At 61.8% G+C, this 18780-nt stretch carries 20 protein-coding genes; 9 read left to right on the top strand and 11 right to left on the bottom strand.

Going from position 1 to position 18780, the window contains the following annotated elements:
- Positions 1 to 44 precede the first annotated feature (44 nt).
- From AC1PUL_RS16400 to AC1PUL_RS16385, 4 genes are all read right to left on the bottom strand, one after another.
- Positions 45 to 407 (bottom strand): septal ring lytic transglycosylase RlpA family protein, encoded by a 363-nt coding sequence (locus tag AC1PUL_RS16400; protein WP_480465180.1) that lies wholly within the window; start codon positions 405 to 407, stop codon positions 45 to 47.
- Between the two features lie 370 nt (positions 408 to 777).
- A complete protein-coding gene (locus AC1PUL_RS16395) occupies positions 778 to 1659 on the bottom strand; it encodes an SDR family oxidoreductase (protein WP_480465179.1) in 882 nt (293 codons plus the stop codon).
- Positions 1660 to 1662: 3 nt separating this feature from the next.
- Positions 1663 to 2817, bottom strand: coding sequence for a tRNA epoxyqueuosine(34) reductase QueG (gene queG, locus AC1PUL_RS16390; RefSeq protein WP_480465178.1), 1155 nt, complete (start codon positions 2815 to 2817; stop codon positions 1663 to 1665).
- Between the two features lie 11 nt (positions 2818 to 2828).
- Entirely contained in the window at positions 2829 to 3521 is a 693-nt protein-coding gene (locus tag AC1PUL_RS16385; protein WP_298460329.1) for a glutathione S-transferase family protein, read from the bottom strand.
- Between the two features lie 141 nt (positions 3522 to 3662).
- On the opposite strand from AC1PUL_RS16385, the gene AC1PUL_RS16380 reads away from it, so the two are divergent.
- Positions 3663 to 4469, top strand: coding sequence for an undecaprenyl-diphosphate phosphatase (locus AC1PUL_RS16380; protein WP_480465177.1), 807 nt, complete (start codon positions 3663 to 3665; stop codon positions 4467 to 4469).
- A gap of 63 nt (positions 4470 to 4532) precedes the next feature.
- Here AC1PUL_RS16380 and AC1PUL_RS16375 read toward each other — a convergent pair whose 3' ends face one another.
- The 6 genes from AC1PUL_RS16375 to dnaN all read right to left on the bottom strand — a co-directional run bounded on the left by AC1PUL_RS16375 (position 4533) and on the right by dnaN (position 8978).
- Complete coding sequence (locus AC1PUL_RS16375; RefSeq protein WP_298460324.1) at positions 4533 to 4691, bottom strand: hypothetical protein; 159 nt, start codon at positions 4689 to 4691, stop codon at positions 4533 to 4535.
- A 195-nt stretch (positions 4692 to 4886) separates the two neighbouring features.
- Positions 4887 to 5867 carry a complex I NDUFA9 subunit family protein gene (locus tag AC1PUL_RS16370; protein WP_480465176.1) on the bottom strand — a complete coding sequence of 327 codons (981 nt, stop codon included), beginning with the start codon at positions 5865 to 5867 and terminating at the stop codon, positions 4887 to 4889.
- 131 nt (positions 5868 to 5998) lie between these two features.
- Entirely contained in the window at positions 5999 to 6286 is a 288-nt protein-coding gene (locus AC1PUL_RS16365) for a DUF1330 domain-containing protein (protein WP_480465175.1), read from the bottom strand.
- A gap of 22 nt (positions 6287 to 6308) precedes the next feature.
- The gene (gene pyrF, locus AC1PUL_RS16360) at positions 6309 to 7013 is read right to left on the bottom strand and encodes an orotidine-5'-phosphate decarboxylase (RefSeq protein ID WP_480465174.1); all 705 of its coding nucleotides are present in this window, start codon (positions 7011 to 7013) and stop codon (positions 6309 to 6311) included.
- Positions 7014 to 7139: 126 nt separating this feature from the next.
- Positions 7140 to 7733, bottom strand: a complete 594-nt coding sequence (gene pmtA, locus AC1PUL_RS16355; RefSeq protein ID WP_298460317.1) for a phospholipid N-methyltransferase PmtA — start codon at positions 7731 to 7733, stop codon at positions 7140 to 7142.
- Positions 7734 to 7859: 126 nt separating this feature from the next.
- Positions 7860 to 8978 (bottom strand): DNA polymerase III subunit beta, encoded by a 1119-nt coding sequence (gene dnaN / locus AC1PUL_RS16350; protein ID WP_298460315.1) that lies wholly within the window; start codon positions 8976 to 8978, stop codon positions 7860 to 7862.
- 224 nt (positions 8979 to 9202) lie between these two features.
- On the opposite strand from dnaN, the gene rsmI reads away from it, so the two are divergent.
- The 8 genes from rsmI (at position 9203) to AC1PUL_RS16310 (ending at position 17631) form a co-directional block, all read left to right on the top strand.
- Positions 9203 to 10120 carry a 16S rRNA (cytidine(1402)-2'-O)-methyltransferase gene (gene rsmI, locus AC1PUL_RS16345; protein WP_480465173.1) on the top strand — a complete coding sequence of 306 codons (918 nt, stop codon included), beginning with the start codon at positions 9203 to 9205 and terminating at the stop codon, positions 10118 to 10120.
- Positions 10117 to 10485: a YraN family protein gene (locus AC1PUL_RS16340; protein WP_480465171.1), complete on the top strand. Its 369-nt coding sequence runs from the start codon at positions 10117 to 10119 to the stop codon at positions 10483 to 10485. The genes rsmI and AC1PUL_RS16340 overlap by 4 nt, the downstream gene beginning before the upstream one ends.
- A gap of 135 nt (positions 10486 to 10620) precedes the next feature.
- Positions 10621 to 11919 (top strand): extracellular solute-binding protein, encoded by a 1299-nt coding sequence (locus tag AC1PUL_RS16335; RefSeq protein WP_480465170.1) that lies wholly within the window; start codon positions 10621 to 10623, stop codon positions 11917 to 11919.
- A gap of 69 nt (positions 11920 to 11988) precedes the next feature.
- Positions 11989 to 12870, top strand: coding sequence for an ABC transporter permease subunit (locus tag AC1PUL_RS16330; RefSeq protein WP_480465169.1), 882 nt, complete (start codon positions 11989 to 11991; stop codon positions 12868 to 12870).
- A gap of 10 nt (positions 12871 to 12880) precedes the next feature.
- On the top strand, positions 12881 to 13723 hold the full coding sequence (gene ugpE / locus AC1PUL_RS16325; protein ID WP_480465168.1) for a sn-glycerol-3-phosphate ABC transporter permease UgpE: 843 nt from the start codon (positions 12881 to 12883) through the stop codon (positions 13721 to 13723).
- A gap of 14 nt (positions 13724 to 13737) precedes the next feature.
- On the top strand, positions 13738 to 14850 hold the full coding sequence (locus tag AC1PUL_RS16320; protein WP_480465167.1) for a sn-glycerol-3-phosphate import ATP-binding protein UgpC: 1113 nt from the start codon (positions 13738 to 13740) through the stop codon (positions 14848 to 14850).
- Between the two features lie 110 nt (positions 14851 to 14960).
- Positions 14961 to 15908 (top strand): glutathione synthase, encoded by a 948-nt coding sequence (gshB, locus tag AC1PUL_RS16315; protein ID WP_480465166.1) that lies wholly within the window; start codon positions 14961 to 14963, stop codon positions 15906 to 15908.
- A gap of 193 nt (positions 15909 to 16101) precedes the next feature.
- A complete protein-coding gene (locus tag AC1PUL_RS16310) occupies positions 16102 to 17631 on the top strand; it encodes a YifB family Mg chelatase-like AAA ATPase (RefSeq protein WP_480465165.1) in 1530 nt (509 codons plus the stop codon).
- A gap of 42 nt (positions 17632 to 17673) precedes the next feature.
- Here AC1PUL_RS16310 and AC1PUL_RS16305 read toward each other — a convergent pair whose 3' ends face one another.
- A complete protein-coding gene (locus tag AC1PUL_RS16305) occupies positions 17674 to 18717 on the bottom strand; it encodes an HWE histidine kinase domain-containing protein (RefSeq protein WP_480465164.1) in 1044 nt (347 codons plus the stop codon).
- Positions 18718 to 18780: the final 63 nt, after the last annotated feature.

Raw genomic sequence — 18780 nt, 5'->3', positions numbered from 1 at the left:
CGCCTATAACCATGACCGATCGCCGCTCCCCTGTGTAGGGCCGCTTAGCGGATGATCTCGTAGCAGACCTTGGCGTGGCCCGAGCGGATCATGCCGATGTTCTGGGCTGCGGCCTTCGAGAGGTCGAGCACGCGGCCGCGGATGAAGGGGCCGCGATCATTGATGCGGACGACGACGCTTTTGCCGCTGCGCGCATTGGTGACCTTCACCTTGGTACCGAAGGGCAGGCTCTTGTGGGCTGCCGTCAGCTTGGCCGGGTTCATACGTTCGCCGGAGGCGGTCTTCGACGTCAGCGCGTACCAGGAGGCGCCACCACAGGAAGACTTCGCATTTGCACTGTGTGGCGCGAAAGCACAGAGTGCAGCAACAGTTGCAGCGGCGAAAATAGAGCGTCGGTTGATCGTCAAGTTATACGTCCCTAGTCGTTGACACGAGCTGTTTTTTGCGTGCCGACGGGTAAGGGAGGTCAAAAATGGCAAAAACGTGCCTTCACGTCATCACGAAAAGTTAACAACGGTAACATTTGTGATGACGGATGGCGGAGCCTTTACCTTAATGATTTATGAATAATCGGCAAAAATCGTTTGATTCCATGCGCTTTGGTGGAATGAAAAACCAATGGGCTGGGCAGAGTTGGCGATCACAGAATCGGCGAAGAAAAATTTTCCTCACCTGCCCAATTTGCTGCCCGATTTGTGGTGAGAAAGCGATGGAGGCTGCCAAATTCCAGTGCTTCCAGCCCCGCACGAGCAAAGTTTGACCCCGAAAAACGCGGTTTCAGGCCCGATGGTTCCATGTCCCCGAGGCAAGTAGATCCTGAAGAGACATATGGTAATTCGGGTACTGGAAGTTGAATCCAAGCGTCTTGATCTTGGCGTTCGAAACGCGCTTGTTCTCGCCATAGAAGGAGCGCGCCATGGGGGTGAGATCGGCGGTCTCGAAGGGCTGTTCCGGTGGTGCTTCCATTCCCATCAGCCGGGCCGCTTCGGTCACCACGTCCTGGGGCGGAGAGGGCAGGTCGTCGGTGACGTTGAAGATCCCGGCGGTCTTGGGCTCAGCCAGGAAGGCGGTCGCCGTCGCGATGTCCTCGACCCGGATGCGGTTGAACACCTGGTCCTTTTTCACCAGTCGGCGTGCTGTCCCGTTGGCGAGGTTGAGGAAGGTGTTGCGCCCGGGGCCGTAGATTCCGGAGAGGCGCAGGATCGCAAGCGGCAGTCCGTCACGCGCTGCCACGACCTGCCAGGCCTGCTCGGCCTCCACCCGCTCAACCGAACGCACCGAGACCGGTTTCAATTCTGTTTCTTCGTTCACCCAGGCGCCATAGTGATCGCCATAGACCCCGACGGTCGAGAGATAGGCGATCCATTCAAGCTTCGGCATGATCGCCTTTATGCCTGCCTGGCCGCAGAGCCGGATCAGCGGGTCGCCCTCACTGCCGGGCGCAATCGACTGGACGAGATGCGTGGTCTCGGCCAGTTCGGCCAGCAGAGCCTCGGACAGGCTTGTGCCGTCGAAGAGGAAGGGGCGGATCGAGGCCTCTTCCAGTGCCTTGCCCTTCTCGGCGCTGCGTGTCGTGCCGGCGACGGATGCGTCCTGACCGCTGAGGAGCTTGCCGATCGCCTTGCCCGAATATCCCGCTCCGAAAATCATCATCCGCATGCGTCAGCTCTCCGTCATCCATTCCTGTCGGACATGCTCGTCCGTTTCTTGTTTGAGATGCTCCGCCCGGAGCCTCATGAAGTCTTCTCCGGCCAAAAGCCGCGACAGCGCCCAGACCGCCATCCCGCGCACATCGGCAGATACGTCAGTCAGCAAGGCCGCACAGGCCGGCGCCAGATCGGGCAATCCGGAATTGCCCGCCGCAATCAGCACATTGCGCACGAAACGGTCCCGCCCGATCCGCTTGACCGGCGAGCCGCTGAAATAGGTGCGGAAGGCCGGATCGTCCAGCGCCAGGAAGAAGGCGATGTCGGGCGCCTTCAGGTCCTCGCGGGCGACAAGTTTAATCTCTCGTGCAGCTGCGGCAAACTTGTTCCAGGGACAGGCCGCCAGACAGTCGTCGCAGCCATAGATGCGATTGCCGAAGGCGGGCCGCAGCGCCCGGTCGATCGGCCCCTTATGCTCGATCGTGAGGTAGGAAATGCAGCGTCGCGCATCGATCTGATAGGGTGCGGGGAAGGCGTCGGTCGGGCAGGCGTCGAGACAGGCCCGGCACGAGCCGCAGTGATCGCGCTCGGCCGCGTCGATCTCTAACTCAGCCGTGGTGAACAGGCTGCCGAGAAAGAGCCAGGAGCCAAAATCTCGGCTGACCAGATTGGTGTGTTTGCCCTGCCAGCCGAGCCCGGCAGCGGCCGCGAGCGGCTTTTCCATCACGGGTGCGGTATCGACGAACACCTTGACGTCCTCACCCGCACGCGCGGCAAAGCGCGTCGCCACTTCCTTGAGGCGCCCCTTGATGACGTCATGATAGTCGCGATTGCGGGCATAGACCGAGATCGCTGCCTTCTCAGGCTGCGCCTGTAAAAGTCGGGGATCCTCGTCCGGGCCATAATTCATGCCGAACATGACGATGGAGCGCACCTCAGACCAGAGCACACGCGGATCTCCGCGCCGCTCCTTGGTCTCTTCCATCCAGGTCATGGTGCCATGACGACCGGCCTCAAGGAAGCTCTCAAGCCGGGCCGGCGCTTCGGGGATCGCATCCGGCAGCGTGATGCGACAGAGATCGAAGCCCTGCGCTTCCGCCTCCTGGCGCAAGAACCGTGTGAGGTCTGCCCGCCGCTTCCGGATCTTGGGATCGATCTGCGGCTCGTCCATAACAGTAACCGTCAGAAGTCGAGGTCGGCGTAGTGCGACACCGGCGTGATGCCGCGCACGCGCTCGGTGAGCAGCGGTCGGAAGGACGGGCGCGACTTGATGCGCTGATACCATTCCTTGGCGACCGGATACTCGTTCCAGTCGATTTCGCCGAGATAGTCGAGAACGGAGACGGCTGCGGCTGCCGAAAGGTCGGCATAGCTCAGCCGGTCACCGGCGATCCACTGACGCGAGCCGGACAGCCAGGTGAGGTATTTCATGTGGTGGCGGATATTGGATCGCGCCGTGCGCAGAACCTTCGAGTCCGGCGCGCCACCGCCGAGGCCGTTCGGAATGATCAGCTTGTGCACACGCTCGCGCACCAGCGGCTTCGTCACGTCCTGCTCCATCTTCTGCAGGAACCATTCGGTCAACCGGCGGATCTCGGCCCGCTGGAACGGGTCCTCGGCAAACAGGCGTCGGTCACGCTTCAAGACGCCATGCGTCTCGTCGATGAATTCCGAAATGATGAACGGGCCACACAGCGCCCGCATGCTGTCATCGACGTAGACGGGCAGCGTGCCGGCCGGGTTGAAGGCCAGGAATTCCTTGCGCTTCTCCCAGGTCTGCTCCTCCACCAGATCCGTCTGAAATCCGTATTCGGACAATACCAGTCGAATGAATCGGGACGCGGTGGACATCGTGTGATGGTACAGGGTCGGCATAAGAACTCGGATTCTCGGAATTTTCAGTGGCCGCGACACAGGCTGTCGAAGCGGCTGGTCATCAGCGCGGCTTCCAAGCTATAGGGTTTCGGCCCCGGCAATACAAGCAAATCACTTTGCCTTCCCCCTGAAGGAGACCTCATGGAAGATCAATCCATTATCAGCGCGCTCGTGCTCGGCCTGATTGAAGGCTTGACCGAGTTTGTGCCGGTATCATCAACCGCCCACGTGCTGCTAGCAGGCCATTTCCTCGGCTTCGAATCGCCCGGCAACACCTTTGCCGTGCTGATCCAGCTGGGCGCGATCCTGGCGATCCTCAGTGTCTACTTCGCCAAGCTCTTAGGGATTGCGCTGTCGCTGCCGACGAGCGCCGAAAGCCGGCGTTTCGTCGGGGCCGTGCTCCTGGGCTTCCTGCCGGCGGCCGTGATCGGCGCGCTGGCCCATGACTTCATCAAGACGGTGCTGTTCGAGACGCCGATGCTGATTTGCGTGGTGCTGATCCTCGGCGGCTTCGTCCTGCTCTGGATCGACCGCCTGCCGCTGAAGCCTAGATATCATGACGTCACCGAGTATCCCCTGTCGCTTGCCTTCAAGATCGGGCTTTGCCAGTGCGTGGCGATGATCCCGGGCACCTCGCGTTCGGGGGCGACGATCGTCGGTGCCCTGCTGCTCGGCGCAGACAAGCGCTCGGCGGCCGAATTTTCCTTCTTCCTCGCCATGCCGACCATGCTCGGCGCCTTCACGCTCGACCTCTACAAGAACCGCGATGCTCTCACCGTCGATGACACCATGATCATCGCGATCGGCTTTGTCGCGGCCTTCATTTCGGCACTGTTTGTCGTTCGGGGTCTGTTGGATTTTGTCTCAAAACGGGGCTATGCGCCGTTTGCCTGGTGGCGGATCGCCGTTGGCACGGCAGGCATCATAGGGCTTCTCACCTTCGGCTGAAACCGGCAGATCCGAGACAAGAAAAAAGGCCGTCCCGAGGGGCGGCCTTTTGTTTTCAGGAAATCAGTTGTTCGACGGGATCGACGCCGTCGAGCAGGGGTCGATGCCATAGGCAGGCGCGCAATTGTCCTTGCGGGCCGCCACCGTGGTCGGGGCGACGAAGGAGCCAGCGATGATAACCAGTGCCGCACATGCGAAGAACAGTGCGATGGACTTGCCCATGGAAATGCCTCTTGAGACTGTCTTGAAATGAAGGGCCGGCAAGTGCTGCCGGCTGGCTGTTGGGGGCCAGTCTTTACGCATTGCCACGACCGCCATCAATAGGCGAACTTGCTTTATCCGCGGTTAACGCAGGTCTTTGTTTAGCTGCGTCTTTTGTGCAACGGCGTGACGATTGTCAGGCGATGAAAGGCAGCATCAGGCTGCCTTGCCGGAGCCCGTATACTGACCGTGAACGCGATATTGCACCAGGTAGGTCGGCAGGATGGCGGCCATCGTTACCGGCTGGATGCCGAGGCCTTCGAGCGTGCGCCCTTCAGCCTTTGCGGCAGCAGAGACGATGTTGTCTTTCTTCAAGAGCTTCACCTGATCGCTGGTCAGCGGCGGCGTGATCAGCGGCACGGCAGAGGCGATGCTCCCGATCAGCGAGGCGATGCCGAAGGGCAGCGTTACCAGGGCGCGCTTGCGACCGACGATTTCGAGCATGGTCTCAAGACACTGCTTGAAGGTCGCGACATCGCGGCCGCCGAGTTCATAGATCTTGCCGCGCGCAATCGAACCATCGACGGCACGGGCCACGACTTCGGCGACATCGCCGACGTAAACGGGTTGGAACTTGGTCTTGCCACCGCCGACGAGCGGCAGGGCCGGCGCGAGGCGGGCCATGGCGGCGAACTTGTTGAAGAAGCCGTCTTCCGGACCGAAGACGATCGACGGACGGAGGATAGTGGCATCCGGGATGATCGACTGGACGGCGGCTTCTGCACGGCCCTTGGTCGCAGCATAGACGGAGTCAGACTTGGCATCGGCGCCGATGGCCGAGATATGCGTCAGCGTGGCGCCGACAGAGCGGGCAGCTTCCGCAACCGCGCGAGCACCAAAATCCTGCACCGCGTCAAAGCCGTTGCGGCCGCTCTCGAACAGAATGCCGACGCAGTTGACGACATGGTCGGCGCCCTGAACAGCCGCATCGACCGACGAGCGATAACGCAGATTCGCCTGGACGAAGGAGATCTGACCGACATTGCCGAGCGGCTGCAGGAAGCCTGCGAGATCCGGACGGCGCACGGCGACACGGATGCGATAGCCGCGCTTCGCAAGAGCGCGTACCACATGCCGTCCCACGAAGCCCGAGCCCCCGAAGACGGTGACGAGCGGCGGAAGGTTGGACAAGGTCATGGACGGCTCCCCTGAACGATATGGGCGCACACGATATGCGCGATCTGGCCTCTCTTAACCGAATCGTCCGGCGGGGGAAAGGCCCGTCAAGGACGCACCCGCCGGACATCGAGGCGCAGGGCTTGATGGGCTCAGACGCCCTCGACGACCACCATTTCAGCATCCGCCACTTCCTGGCGGATCTTCGCTGCGATCTGGTATTCCGGCGAGTTGTAGCAATCCACCGCAGCCTGATGCGATGGGAACTCGATCACCACGTTGCGGGCACGCACCTGTCCCTCAAGCTGGGTATAGGCGCCACCACGGGCGAGGAAGGTCGCACCGTATTTCTCGAATGCTGGCTTTGCTGCGGCGACGTAATCCTTGTAGCGCTCGGCATCACGAATATCGACGCGTGCGATCCAGTAGCCCTTGGGCATGTCTTCCTCCCGGTTTCTTCGATCAAGACTGTTTGGCGAGTGCGGCATCCATCTCCGCCAGGATCGCAAGCGCCGATGCCTTCGGGTCGTCTGCCTTGACGATCGGGCGCGCCACGACAAGGTGGCTCGAGCCGGCGGCGATGGCATCGGATGGCGTCATCACACGCTTCTGGTCGCCCTTGTCGGCGCCGGCCGGCCGGATGCCGGGGGTGACGATCGCCATTTTCGGCCCGACAATCTGGCGCACTGCGGAGGCTTCCTCCGCCGAGCAGACGATGCCGCCCATGCCGGTCGCACGAGCCTGTTCGGCGCGCTTCAGAACGAGGCTGCGCGGATCGTATTGATAACCGGCATCCTTGAGGTCCTGCTCGTCCATCGAGGTCAGCACGGTCACGCCGAGCAGGCAGAGGCCGGAGCCTTCGGCCGCCTTGACGGCGGCTGCCATGGCTTTCGGATAGGCATGCAGTGTCAGCATGGTCATGCCCATGCGGGCGATGTTCTCGACTGCGGACGCCACCGTGTTGTCGATGTCGAGCAGCTTCATGTCGAGGAAGACCTGCTTGCCCTGTTTGGCCAGGTCGCGGGCGAATTCAAGGCCGCCGGCAAAGGCGAGCTGATAGCCGATCTTGTAGAAGGAGATGCTGTCGCCGAGCGTTGAGACTACGCGCTCCGCTTCCTGAACGGTCGGAACATCCAGTCCGACGATGAGACGGTGACGTGCGCTCAAGTTTAAGACTCCTGCCAGATCTCCATGGCCGTCCAGTCGCATGAGACGCGATGAAGCGCAAGCGGAAGGCGACTGGACGGACGGTCGATCCCCTGTTCTCCTTAGGTGTTCTCCGTAGGCGGCCGCTCAGGCCTTGCGGTAGATCCACAGCTGGGCGGGCGGGATGTTGCGCACGACGAAGTCGAAATGCTGGATGTGGTAGCGATCCGGCTTGGCGATGACGGGCGAGACCGGACCGTAGGTGATCTGCACCACGGGACGGCCTTCGGGGATGCGCGAGAGCAGGTCTTCGAGCAGCTGGATACGGGCTTCCATCGGGAAGCTGAGCATCGGCACGGCGGAGATGACGCAATCGAACGTCTTGTCGGCGAAGGAGCCCAGCGAGTTCTTCAGATCGAAGGCGTCGCCATGGATGAAGTTGACGCCGGCATAGTCCTCGACCAGGCGGCGATAGAAGTCTTCCGAATACTCGACCGAAACGATTTTCTCCGGAGCGACCCCGCGCGCCAGGATCTGCTTGGTGATCACGCCAGTGCCAGGGCCGAGTTCGAGGACGGGCAGGCCCGACTTGAGGTCGATGACGCTGGCCATGCGCTTCGCGGTGACAGAGGACGTCGGCACAATCGCGCCGACCGTCTTCGGACCCTGCATCATGCCCTTGAAGAAGCGGATTTCCTCGTCGAATTTCTTCCCGAACCGTTCCTTCAGTCGAATGGCCATGATCGTCCCTCTTCTTGTTGCTGCTCGCGTCCTGCGAGGCGATTGCGACAATTTTGGGCCTGCCTGTCGCAAACGCAAGAGAGAATGGCGCTGTCGGAGCAAAAATCCTGAAAGAAAATTCCCGACTCAGACGCGCATCGGCATCAGGACATAAAGCGCGTCGGCGCCTGCCGTGTCGCGAATGAGCGTCGGCGAGCCGGCATCCGCGAGCAGGAAGATCGCGTCGTCCCCGGACAACTGGGCGGTGATGTCGAGGAGATACTTGGCGTTGAAGCCGATCTCCATCGCGTCGCTTTCATAGCCGACGGCGACTTCTTCCGTTGCACTTCCAGAATCCGGATTGTTGACGGTGAGCATCAGCTGGCCGTCGGCGAGCGCAAGCTTCACGGCGCGGCCGCGCTCCGAGGAAATGGTCGAGACGCGGTCGACGGCGCGGGCGAAGGTCTGGCAGTCGACGCGCATTTCCTTGTCGTTCGCCTGCGGAATGACGCGCTGGTAATCGGGGAAGGTGCCGTCGATCAGCTTCGAGGTCAGAACGACCGAGCCGATGGAAAGGCGGATCTTGGAATCGGAAATCTCGATGCCGATGGTGAGATCCGGATTGTCGATCAGCTTCTGCAACTCGCCGACCGTCTTGCGCGGAATGATGATGCCCGGCATGCCTTCCGAACCCGAGGGCGCATCGACGTCCGCGCGCGCCAAGCGGTGACCGTCGGTGGCGACGGCACGCAGCTTCAGGGCCCCACCGGCTTCGATCGTGTGCAGGAAAATGCCGTTCAGATAGTAGCGGGTCTCTTCGGTGGAGATCGCAAACTGCGTGCGATCGATCAGCATCTTGAAGTCCGACGCCTTGATCTTGAAGGAATGGGTGAAGGTACCGGCCGTCAGGTCCGGGAAGTCCGACTGCGGCAGGCACTGCAGCGAGAACTTGGAACGGCCGGAGGCGACCGTCATCGTCGAGCCATCGGGGTTCGTGGCGAGCAGCACTTCCGAACCATCCGGCAGCTTGCGGACGATTTCGTAGAGAAGATGGGCAGGAACGGTGGTGGCACCAGCCTGCTCGACCATGGCAGGCGTACCTTCGGTTATCTCGAGATCGAGGTCCGTCGCCTTCATGTCGAGCTCGGCGCCTTCGGCTTTGAGCAGCACGTTCGACAGGATCGGGATCGTGTTGCGACGCTCAACCACGCGGTGCACGTGGTTCAGAGACTTGAGGAGATTGGACCGTTCAAGAGTTATACGCATGGGATGCTACCGCTTTCGACGTGTCGTCTTCCGGAGTTCCGGATCGGAAAAAGGGGCCGGGCAGTCCCCGGGCCGGACGATGTGGACGGGCAAAATGGCAGCAAAAGAGCGGGAAAAGCAAGAGGCTCCAAGGTTTTCCACGCTCGTCCCACGCGAAGGTTATCGGAATGGTTTATGGCGGCGGCACCCTTGCCGCGAGCATGGGGGTAGAGGATAAAGGCCGCATGACAACAGAAGACAAAAATGCGGCCACTGCGCCTGGTACCAAGCGCTATCGCCTCAACGACACGCCGATTGCGGCCCGCCCGCTCGAGCCTGCGCTCTATCTCGTGGCAACGCCGATCGGCAATCTCGGCGACATCACCATCCGTGCGCTGGAAACGCTTGCCGGTGCCGATGTGCTCGCCTGCGAGGACACCCGCGTGACGCGCGTTCTTCTCGACCGCTATGGCATCGAGAACCGGCCTTACGCCTATCACGAGCACAATGCCGATGAGGCGGGCGCCCGCCTGCTGGCCGCGCTCGAAGCCGGCAAGTCCGTCGCCCTCGTTTCCGATGCCGGAACGCCGCTCGTCTCCGATCCCGGCTATCGCCTCGGCCAGCTGGCCATCGAGGCCGGCCACCGCGTCGTGCCGATCCCCGGCGCCTCTGCCCCGCTCGCGGCCCTTGTCGGGTCGGGCCTGCCCAACGATGCCTTCCTCTTTGCCGGCTTCCTGCCCACCAAGGACAAGGCGAAGCGCGATCGGCTGCGCGAACTCTCTAAGGTGCCGGCAACGCTGATCTTCTTCGAATCCCCGCATCGCATCGGCGACACACTCGCCGCAGCCGCCGACGAACTCGGCGTTGAGCGCTCAGCCTCCGTCTGCCGCGAGCTGACGAAAACCTTCGAGGAGTTTCGCCGGGGTCCCCTGGGCGATCTCGCTCATGATTATGCGGACAAGACGGTGAAGGGCGAGATCGTCCTCGTCATCGGCCCGCCGGCACCCGATGCCACCCCCGATGCCGCCGATGTCGACAGCCTCTTGGCCGAACTGGCGAGCACCATGCCGACGTCCAAGGCCGCGACCGAGGCCGCAAAGCTGACCGGCCTGCCGCGCAAGGATCTCTACCAGCGCCTTCTGGAACTCAAGGGGGCCACATGAAGCCTAAAGGCGCGGATCAGAAACGTATCCGCGCCGAAAGGCTTGGCCGCTGGTCGGAATACCGCGCAGCCCTCGCCCTCCTCCTCAAGGGCTACCGAATTCTGGCTCTCCGCTACAAAACGAAAGCAGGCGAAGTCGACATCGTCGCCCGCCGCGGCGATCTCGTCATTTTCGTCGAAGTGAAAGCCCGAAAGGATCTCAAGGCAGGCGTCGATGCCGTCGGCTACGCAGCCGAGCGACGCATCGCGAATGCCGCAGATCATTGGCTGCGCAGGCAATCTGACGCAACACGCCTGTCACTTCGCCATGATATCATCGTGGTGCGACCGTGGCGCTGGCCGGTCCATTTCGAGGGCGCATTTTAGCTTCGTTTGCCTTTCACGTGGAAGTTAACGAAACCCATACAATATGACGGCGCTGACATAAAAGGTTCAAGTCGCTGTCATGGAGCGCGCCTAATGGAGCCCTCACCGCAACAACCGGTGGAGAGGATCTGTCCCATGATCAAGAAGATTTCCCTGGCCGCTCTGGCCCTGACCATGACCGCATCGACGACGCTTGCCGCGACCAACATCACCTGGTGGCACGGCATGGGTGGTCGTAACGGCGAAGTGCTGAACGAGCTTGCCCAGAAGTTCAACGCGGCCCAGACGGCCTGCGTCCTGACCCCTGTTTCCAAGGGCACCTACGAAGAAGCTCTGGCTTCTGGCATCGCCGCCTTCCGTTCGGGCCAGCACCCGAACATCCTGCAGGTCTTTGATGCCGGTGCTGCCACCATCATCAATGCCAAGGGCGCAACTGTTGCCGCTGAAGACATCATCCGCGAAGCCGGTCACACCTTCAACGCCGAAGACTACATCCAGGGCGTTCGCTACTTCTACGCCGATGCAGACGGCAAGTTCGTCGGCATGCCGCTCTCCTCGTCGGCCCCGATCATGTATTACAACGTCGATGCCCTGAAGAAGGCCGGCGTTGAGGCCCCGAAGACCTGGGAAGAGTTTGAGGCGATCGCGCCGAAGCTGAAGGAAGCCGGCTACATCCCGCTCGTTCAGTCGCACCTGCCCTGGCAGATGGTCGAGAACTTCCACTCGCGCAACAATCTCCAGTTCGCGACCAACAACAATGGTTACGACAGCGTCGTCGACACCAAGATCCTGATCAACACCGAAGAGCAGCGGATGATGTTCTCCAAGCTCAAGGAATGGCAGGACGCCGGCATGTTCGCCTTCTACGGCGCCGGCTGGAACGACAACCAGAAGCCCTTCGAAGAAGGCAAGGTCGCTCTGTGGGTCGGTTCCTCCGGTTCCTTCGGTGGCCTCCTGAAGACCGCCACCATGCCGTTCGCCGCGACCTTCCTGCCGAACTGGAGCGGCATCGAAGGCTCAGGTACCAACTCCTTCATCGGTGGTGCTGCCCTCTTCGCCATGGCCGGCAAGCCGGCTGAAGAAAACAAGTGCACCGGCGACTTCTTCAACTTCATCGCTTCGCCGGAAATCCAGTACTATTACCACAAGGAAACCGGCTACGTGCCGCTGACGACCGCTGCCTACGAGCTGGCCAAGAAGGACGGTCACTACGAGCGCACCCCCCAGGCTGAAGTCGGTCTGCAGCAGTTGATGCTGCCGGGTGGCGAGTGGTCCAAGGGCTACCGCATGGGCTTCTACCCGCAGATCCGTGACGTCATGAACCGCGAATTCGTCAAGATCTTCTCGGGCGAAGTCAGCGTGGAAGACGCCTTCAAGACCATCGAAGCAGAAGCCAACGAGATCCTCGCCCGCTTCTCCAAGACCGCCGGCTGATTACGCCGTCCTGTCTAGTGTCGCTCCCGGGGGCCATCGGTCCCCGGGCTTTCCATTGAGGGGTCCCAGATGAAGCGCGTCCAGTTCAATTCGCGATTCCTGCCTTACCTGTTTCTTCTGCCGCAACTGGCAATCATCGCGATCTTCTTCTACTGGCCGTCGGTGCAGGCCATCCAGTCCTCCTTCTATATCGAGGATCCGTTCGGCTTTGGCTCGACCTTCGTCGGTCTGAGCAACTATGCCGACATCTTCTCGGCCTCCCAATATGGCCGCATCGCGCGCTTCACCATCGTCTTCAGTCTGGTCGTCACCTTTCTGGTCCTGTCGCTTGGCCTGCTGCTGGCGCTGAAGGCCGACGCCGTGATCCGCGGCCAGTCGACCTACAAGACGCTGCTGATCGTGGTCTATGCCATCGCCCCGCCGGTCGCGGGACTGATCGGACTGATGTTCTTCGACCAGCATATCGGTCCCTTCGTCACCTTCGTCTCCTGGTTTGGCTGGGACATGAAGATCGGCATCAACTATTTCGACACCGCCTTTGCCATGGTGCTGATCGCCGTCTGGAACCAGATCCCCTACAATTTCATCTTCTTCCTGTCCGGCCTGCAGGGCATCCCGGCCTCGATCCGCGAGGCGGCAACGATGGACTGCAAGTCCGGGACGCGCCGTTTCTGGACCGTGACGCTCCCGCTTCTGGCACCAACAGCCTTCTTCCTGCTGATCATCAACATGACCTATTCGCTCTTCGACACCTTCGGCGTCGTCGATGTGATGGTGAAGGACAGCGCGGCGAACAACCCGATCACGCTGGTCTACAAGGTCTATCTCGACGGTTTCCGTGGCAATGACCTTGGTTCCTCCTCGGCCCAGTCGGTCATTCTGATGGTGATCGTCCTCGTGCTGACCATGATCCAGTTCCGTTTCATCGAACGCCGCGTCCATTACGGTTGAGGAGAGCGCCATGTACCGCACCAAATTCTTCGACCACCTGATCCTGATCGCGGGCGTGATCTTCATGCTCGGGCCGCTGGTGGTTGCCTTTACGACATCGACCCATTCCGCAGCCGAGATCCACTCGAACGGCCTGATGCTCTCGGTCGGTGACGATTTCACGCAGACCTATGAGAAAGTGCTCTTCGAGAGCGGCGGCTTCACCGGCCAGGTGACGGGCCTCACCATGGCGATGAACTCTCTGATCCTCGGTCTCGGTTTTGCCGTCGGCAAGATCGTGCTCTCGATGCTGGCCGCCTATGCCATCGTCTATTTCCGCTTCCGGTTTGCCACGCTCGCCTTCTGGCTGATCTTCACCACGCTGCTTCTGCCGCTCGAAGTGCGCATCCTGCCGACCTACAAGGTGATGAGCGATCTGAACCTGTTAAACAGCTACCAGGGCCTGATCCTGCCTCTGCTGGCCTCGGCGACAGGCACCTTCTTCTTCCGCCAGTTCTTCAAGTCCGTGCCGGACGAACTCCTGGAAGCGGCGCGCATCGATGGTGCCGGTCCCTTCAAGTTCTTCATCGACGTGCTGGTGCCGCTGTCGCGCACCATGATCGCCGCCGTCTTCATCATCATGTTCGTCTATGGCTGGAACCAGTATCTCTGGCCCATGCTGATGACCACGGAAGAGGGCTTCTACACCCTGATGCGCGGCATCAAGCAGATCCTCCAGGTGTGGATCGGCTCGCAGATCCCCGATTACAACGAAGCCTTTGCCATGGCCGTGCTCGCCATGCTGCCGCCCGTCATCGTGGTGGTGGTGTTCCAGAGCTGGTTCATCAAAGGCCTCACCGAAACCGACAAGTAAAGGGAGTGCCGACCATGGCGTCCATCGACATCAACGAGGTCTCCAAGATCTACGACAAGGGCGGCGCCAAGGCCGTGGACAGTGTCGATATCCAGATCGAGGACGGCGAGTTCATCGTGCTCGTCGGCCCCTCCGGCTGTGGCAAGTCCACGCTTCTGCGCATGGTGGCAGGGCTTGAGGAAATCTCGCAAGGCACGATCTCGATCGGCGACCGGGTGGTCAACCAGGTCGAGCCTGCCGATCGTGACATCGCCATGGTCTTCCAGAACTATGCGCTTTATCCGCACATGACCGTCTACGACAATCTGGCTTACGGGTTGAAGAACCGTGGCACGCCGAAGGCGGAAATCGCCGCCCGCGTGGCGGAAGCCGCCAAGATGCTGGAGATCGAGAAATATCTCGACCGCAAGCCACGCGCCCTTTCCGGCGGCCAGCGCCAGCGCGTTGCCATGGGCCGCGCCATTGTGCGCAAGCCGGCCGTCTTCCTCTTCGATGAGCCGCTCTCCAATCTCGATGCCAAGCTGCGCGTGACCATGCGCGGCGAAATCCGCAAGCTGCAGAAGCGGCTGAAGACCACGGCGATCTACGTCACCCATGACCAGCTGGAGGCGATGACGCTGGCCGACCGTCTTGTCGTCTTGAACGGCGGCCGGATCGAGCAGATCGGCACGCCGCTTGAGGTTTATAACCGCCCGGCTTCCACCTTTGTTGCGAGCTTCATCGGCTCGCCGGCGATGAACCTGGTCGATGCGCGCATCGAAGGCGGGCGCCTGCTCTTTGCGGATGCGTGTCTCTTGAGTAGCGCTGGCTGGACAGACGGTCCGGTCCGTCTCGGCATGCGCGCGGAGGATCTGGTTCTGACAAGTGACGAGGATGCCCAGTTCTCGATGGCCATCGATTATGTCGAGGAACTCGGCGCGCAGCGCCTCGTCCACGGCCTTGTCGCCGACCAGGTCTTGACGGCGGTTGTCGCATCTCATGTCGCCTTGAACGACCGTCTGCCGCTGAAGATCGCCCCATCCAGGCTGCATGTATTCTCCGCTGAAAACGGTCGTCGTCTGGATCCCGTTCTCTCCTCATCCGAGGATCGGGCTACCGAAGACAGCGCCGACCGCGCCTTCGCCTGAGAGCATTCGCAGCCGGCCTCATGCTCGCTTCAGCAAAATTCACGAGGGGCGGCGTTGCCTTCGCAAAGCGCGCCGCCTAAATCTGCGGAGCAATTGTACGGGGATAGCGCATGGCCAGAATCAGAAACGTCGCGGTCCAGATGGACCATGTGTCCACGATCAACATCGCGGGCGATAGCACCTTTGCCATGAGCCTGGAGGCCCAGAGCCGCGGCTACAAGCTCTTCCATTACACGCCAGACCGGCTCTCCATGCGTGACGGCAAGATTTTTGCCACCGTGGAACCGATGGAGCTCCGCGATATCAAGGGCGACCATTACACGCTCGGCGCCGCCGAGCGCGTCGACCTCTCGATCATGGATGTGATCCTGCTGCGGCAGGATCCGCCCTTTGACATGGCCTATATCACCTCGACCCATCTGCTCGAGCGGATCCATCCGAAGACTCTCGTCGTCAACGATCCGGCCTGGGTGCGCAATTCGCCGGAGAAGATCTTCGTCACAGAATTCGCCGACCTGATGCCGCCGACCCTGATCACCAAGGATCCCGCCGAGATTGCCCGTTTCCGTCAGGAGCAGGGCGACATCATTCTGAAGCCGCTCTATGGCAATGGCGGCGCCGGCGTCTTCCATTCGACCCGCGACGACCGCAACTTCTCCTCGCTGATGGAGATGTTCGGCCAGATGTTCCGCGAGCCCTTTATCGCGCAAGGTTACCTGCCGGCCGTGCGCAAGGGCGACAAGCGCATCATCCTTGTTGATGGCGAGCCGGTTGGTGCGATCAACCGGGTTCCGGCCGAACATGATGCCCGCTCCAACATGCATGCCGGCGGCCGGCCCGAGCCGACCGAGCTGACCTCACGCGAGCGGGAAATCTGCGCCCGCATCGGACCCGCGCTGCGCGAACGTGGTTTCCTGCTTGTCGGCATCGACGTGATCGGCGACTACATGACCGAAATCAACGTGACGTCGCCCACCGGCATCCGCGAGGTGAAGAAGTTCGGTGGCGCGGATATCGCTGCACTTCTCTGGGATGCCATCGAGCGCAAGCGGGCATAAGCGTCTGTTTTGACGCTGAAAGTTCGCGCTTCGTTTCTCGGCTGCAACCTGTAACAACTTTAGCCCTACTTCAAGCTGCAGATGTTCCGTAATTGTTCTTGCGTTTCAATGCCGCTTATGCGAGATTGTTCCCGTCACCACACGCAATATGAAGTTGCAGGGGTGACCATCGGTCGATCGGCGAGGGCGGGCAATGGTGGCGCGTGTCAGTACGGTTGCATTCCAGGGCATCGAGGGTGTGCCCGTCGAAGTTCAGGTCATGGTCGCCCCCGGCAAGACGGGCATGCAGATCGTCGGTCTGCCCGACAAGGCAGTGGCCGAAAGCCGCGAGCGCGTGCAGGCGGCCCTGCATGCCTCGGGTCTGGCGCTTCCGGCCAAGCGCGTGACGGTCAATCTGGCACCGGCAGATCTGCCGAAGGAGGGCTCTCACTTCGACCTGCCCATCGCGCTCGGATTGATGGCGGCCCTCGGCGCCATTCCGGGTGATGCGCTCTCCGGCTTTCTCGTGATCGGAGAGCTCAATCTGGACGGCACGATCGCCCCGATTGCGGGGGCACTTCCGGCCGCAATCAGCGCCAATGCCATGGACAAGGGGCTGATCTGCCCGGCAGACAGTGGCGCCGAAGCCGCCTGGGCAGGCAGCGAGATCGACATTCTCGCGCCCCGCAGTCTGATCGCGCTTGCCAACCATTTCCGCGGCACCCAGGTCCTGTCCCGACCGGAACCATCGATCCGGGCGCTTGCCGCAAACCTGCCGGATCTTGCCGACATCAAGGGCCAGGAAAGCGCCAAGCGGGCTCTGGAGGTCGCAGCCGCTGGGGGGCACAATCTGTTGTTCGTCGGTCCACCTGGTTCGGGCAAGTCGATGCTGGCGGCGCGCCTGCCCTCGATCCTGCCGCCGCTTTCGGCGCCCGAACTGCTCGAAGTCTCGATGATCCATTCGATCGCCGGCCAGCTTTCGGGCGGCAAGCTTTCCGACCGTCGCCCTTTCCGGACACCGCATCATTCGGCCACCATGGCGGCCCTGGTCGGAGGTGGTCTGAGGGCCAAACCGGGCGAGGCCTCGCTTGCCCATCACGGCATTCTCTTCCTCGACGAACTGCCGGAATTCGCCCCGCCCGTGCTCGATGCCCTGCGCCAGCCACTCGAAACCGGTGAATGCATCATTGCCCGCGCCAATCACCGGGTTTCCTATCCCTCCGATTTCCAGCTGGTGGCTGCGATGAACCCATGCCGCTGCGGCATGGCGGGAGAGCCGGGTCATGTCTGCGCCCGAGGCATCCGTTGCCAGAGCGAATATCAGGGCCGCATCTCGGGGCCGCTGATGGACCGCATCGATATCAGGATCGATGTGCCCGCCGTTTCGGCTACCGATCTCATCCGGCCCCGGGCCGCCGAAAGCAGTGCGGCGGTTGCCAAACGCGTGGCTGCGGCCAGGTCCCGCCAGCGCGATCGCTTCGAACGGCTCGGTCTACCCTTCGGCACCAATGCCCGCTGCTCGACGGCATTGATCGAAACGCTCGCCGAACCGGATGCCTCCGGGCTGCAGCTGCTGCGCGACGCGGCAGAAAAATTCCGGTTTTCGGCACGCGGCTATCACCGGGTCCTGAAGGTTGCCCGCACGCTTGCCGATCTCGACGGAACGGAGACGCTGGGACGCATCCATCTGGCGGAAGCAATTTCCTATCGTATCGCGTCTGAAAGGCTGGCGGCGGCGGCCTGACCGACCGGAGCGGGCGGCGACGGCGATCATGATAAAGGAGGATCAAGCCGGTGGGGCCACCGGACGAAGCATATCGACTGGAAGTGTGAGGCGCACCTCGGCTCCGGTCTCTGGGTACGCAATCTCGGTCTGGCCGCGCACGCCGGCGATGACGCGCTTCATCAGGGTTGAGCCAAACCCGCCGGAGCCTGGCAGTGGGGCAACGGGCGGCGGGCCACCGGCTTCTCGCCATCGCATGACGAGCTGTTCGGTGCCTTCCACCCCGGTCTCGATGTGCCAGTCGAGAGAGACCTGGCCATGGCCGACGCTGAGGGCGCCGTATTTCGCGGCATTGGTGCCGAGTTCATGCAGGATGAGGCTCAGAACGACGACCGTCTGGCCGCCGATGGGGACACGCGGGCCGCTGGCCGTAAAGCGGGGGGTCCCGACAATCGCGAAGGGTTCGAGCGCCTGGAAGACGACGCTCTGCAGCGAGGCGTCCTCGCCTTCGCGCAGGCCGCGCAAGAGCAGGTTGGAGCGGCCAAGCGCGGTCAGGCGGTCACGCAGGCGCGCGGCCAGTTCATCGGCGCTGGACGCGTTCTTGAGGGAGAGGCTGATGATCGCATTGATAGTGGCGAAGATGTTCTTGAGGCGATGGTCGAGCTCCTGGGCCATGACCTCCTGCTGCTCGGCAAGCCGCTGAACCTCCTCTCGGGTGCTGATCTCCTGCCGATAGGCCTGTTTCATCATGTAGATCAGGGTCAGGTCGGTGGTGACGACGAACAGGTAAAGGCCCATGGCGAGCAGGGTACCGAGCGAGAAGTCGAACCGCCCGGGGCTGATGAAGAAGTACCAGGCGGCAAGGCCGGAAAGCACAGCCACCATAAGGCCTTGGCGTACGCCGAAGACAAAGCCGCAGATAATGACAGCCGGAAAGAAGGTCAGGAAGGGAAAGCCGGCTGGCAAGACGGCGTCGAACCAGGCCCGGATGGCGAGTGCCACGGCAAATATGATCAGGCTCGCGACATAGGTCGCAATCAGACCGCTCGTGGAGAGCCGCTCTTGAACAGAGGCGAAGGCAGGCAGCCGGTGTAGTAATGCGCGCATGGGCCCCCTTACGGACTGCAATCGACCTGTCGTGGAATAATCCTAGCCGGGGACGAGAACGGC

Source organism: Rhizobium sp. P43 (genome assembly GCF_056730705.1).
This window is presented reverse-complemented; position numbering and strand designations above follow the sequence as displayed.

Excerpts from the sequence above, each read along its gene's own strand:
- AC1PUL_RS16395 (WP_480465179.1), bottom strand. The coding sequence starts at position 1,659 with ATGCGGATGATGATTTTCGGAGCGGGATATTCGGGCAAGGCGATCGGC.
- queG (WP_480465178.1), bottom strand. The coding sequence starts at position 2,817 with ATGGACGAGCCGCAGATCGATCCCAAGATCCGGAAGCGGCGGGCAGAC.
- AC1PUL_RS16385 (WP_298460329.1), bottom strand. The coding sequence starts at position 3,521 with ATGCCGACCCTGTACCATCACACGATGTCCACCGCGTCCCGATTCATT.
- AC1PUL_RS16380 (WP_480465177.1), top strand. The coding sequence starts at position 3,663 with ATGGAAGATCAATCCATTATCAGCGCGCTCGTGCTCGGCCTGATTGAA.
- AC1PUL_RS16375 (WP_298460324.1), bottom strand. The coding sequence starts at position 4,691 with ATGGGCAAGTCCATCGCACTGTTCTTCGCATGTGCGGCACTGGTTATC.
- AC1PUL_RS16370 (WP_480465176.1), bottom strand. The coding sequence starts at position 5,867 with ATGACCTTGTCCAACCTTCCGCCGCTCGTCACCGTCTTCGGGGGCTCG.
- AC1PUL_RS16365 (WP_480465175.1), bottom strand. The coding sequence starts at position 6,286 with ATGCCCAAGGGCTACTGGATCGCACGCGTCGATATTCGTGATGCCGAG.
- pmtA (WP_298460317.1), bottom strand. The coding sequence starts at position 7,733 with ATGGCCATTCGACTGAAGGAACGGTTCGGGAAGAAATTCGACGAGGAA.
- dnaN (WP_298460315.1), bottom strand. The coding sequence starts at position 8,978 with ATGCGTATAACTCTTGAACGGTCCAATCTCCTCAAGTCTCTGAACCAC.
- rsmI (WP_480465173.1), top strand. The coding sequence starts at position 9,203 with ATGACAACAGAAGACAAAAATGCGGCCACTGCGCCTGGTACCAAGCGC.
- AC1PUL_RS16340 (WP_480465171.1), top strand. The coding sequence starts at position 10,117 with ATGAAGCCTAAAGGCGCGGATCAGAAACGTATCCGCGCCGAAAGGCTT.
- AC1PUL_RS16335 (WP_480465170.1), top strand. The coding sequence starts at position 10,621 with ATGATCAAGAAGATTTCCCTGGCCGCTCTGGCCCTGACCATGACCGCA.
- AC1PUL_RS16330 (WP_480465169.1), top strand. The coding sequence starts at position 11,989 with ATGAAGCGCGTCCAGTTCAATTCGCGATTCCTGCCTTACCTGTTTCTT.
- ugpE (WP_480465168.1), top strand. The coding sequence starts at position 12,881 with ATGTACCGCACCAAATTCTTCGACCACCTGATCCTGATCGCGGGCGTG.
- AC1PUL_RS16320 (WP_480465167.1), top strand. The coding sequence starts at position 13,738 with ATGGCGTCCATCGACATCAACGAGGTCTCCAAGATCTACGACAAGGGC.
- gshB (WP_480465166.1), top strand. The coding sequence starts at position 14,961 with ATGGCCAGAATCAGAAACGTCGCGGTCCAGATGGACCATGTGTCCACG.
- AC1PUL_RS16310 (WP_480465165.1), top strand. The coding sequence starts at position 16,102 with ATGGTGGCGCGTGTCAGTACGGTTGCATTCCAGGGCATCGAGGGTGTG.
- AC1PUL_RS16305 (WP_480465164.1), bottom strand. The coding sequence starts at position 18,717 with ATGCGCGCATTACTACACCGGCTGCCTGCCTTCGCCTCTGTTCAAGAG.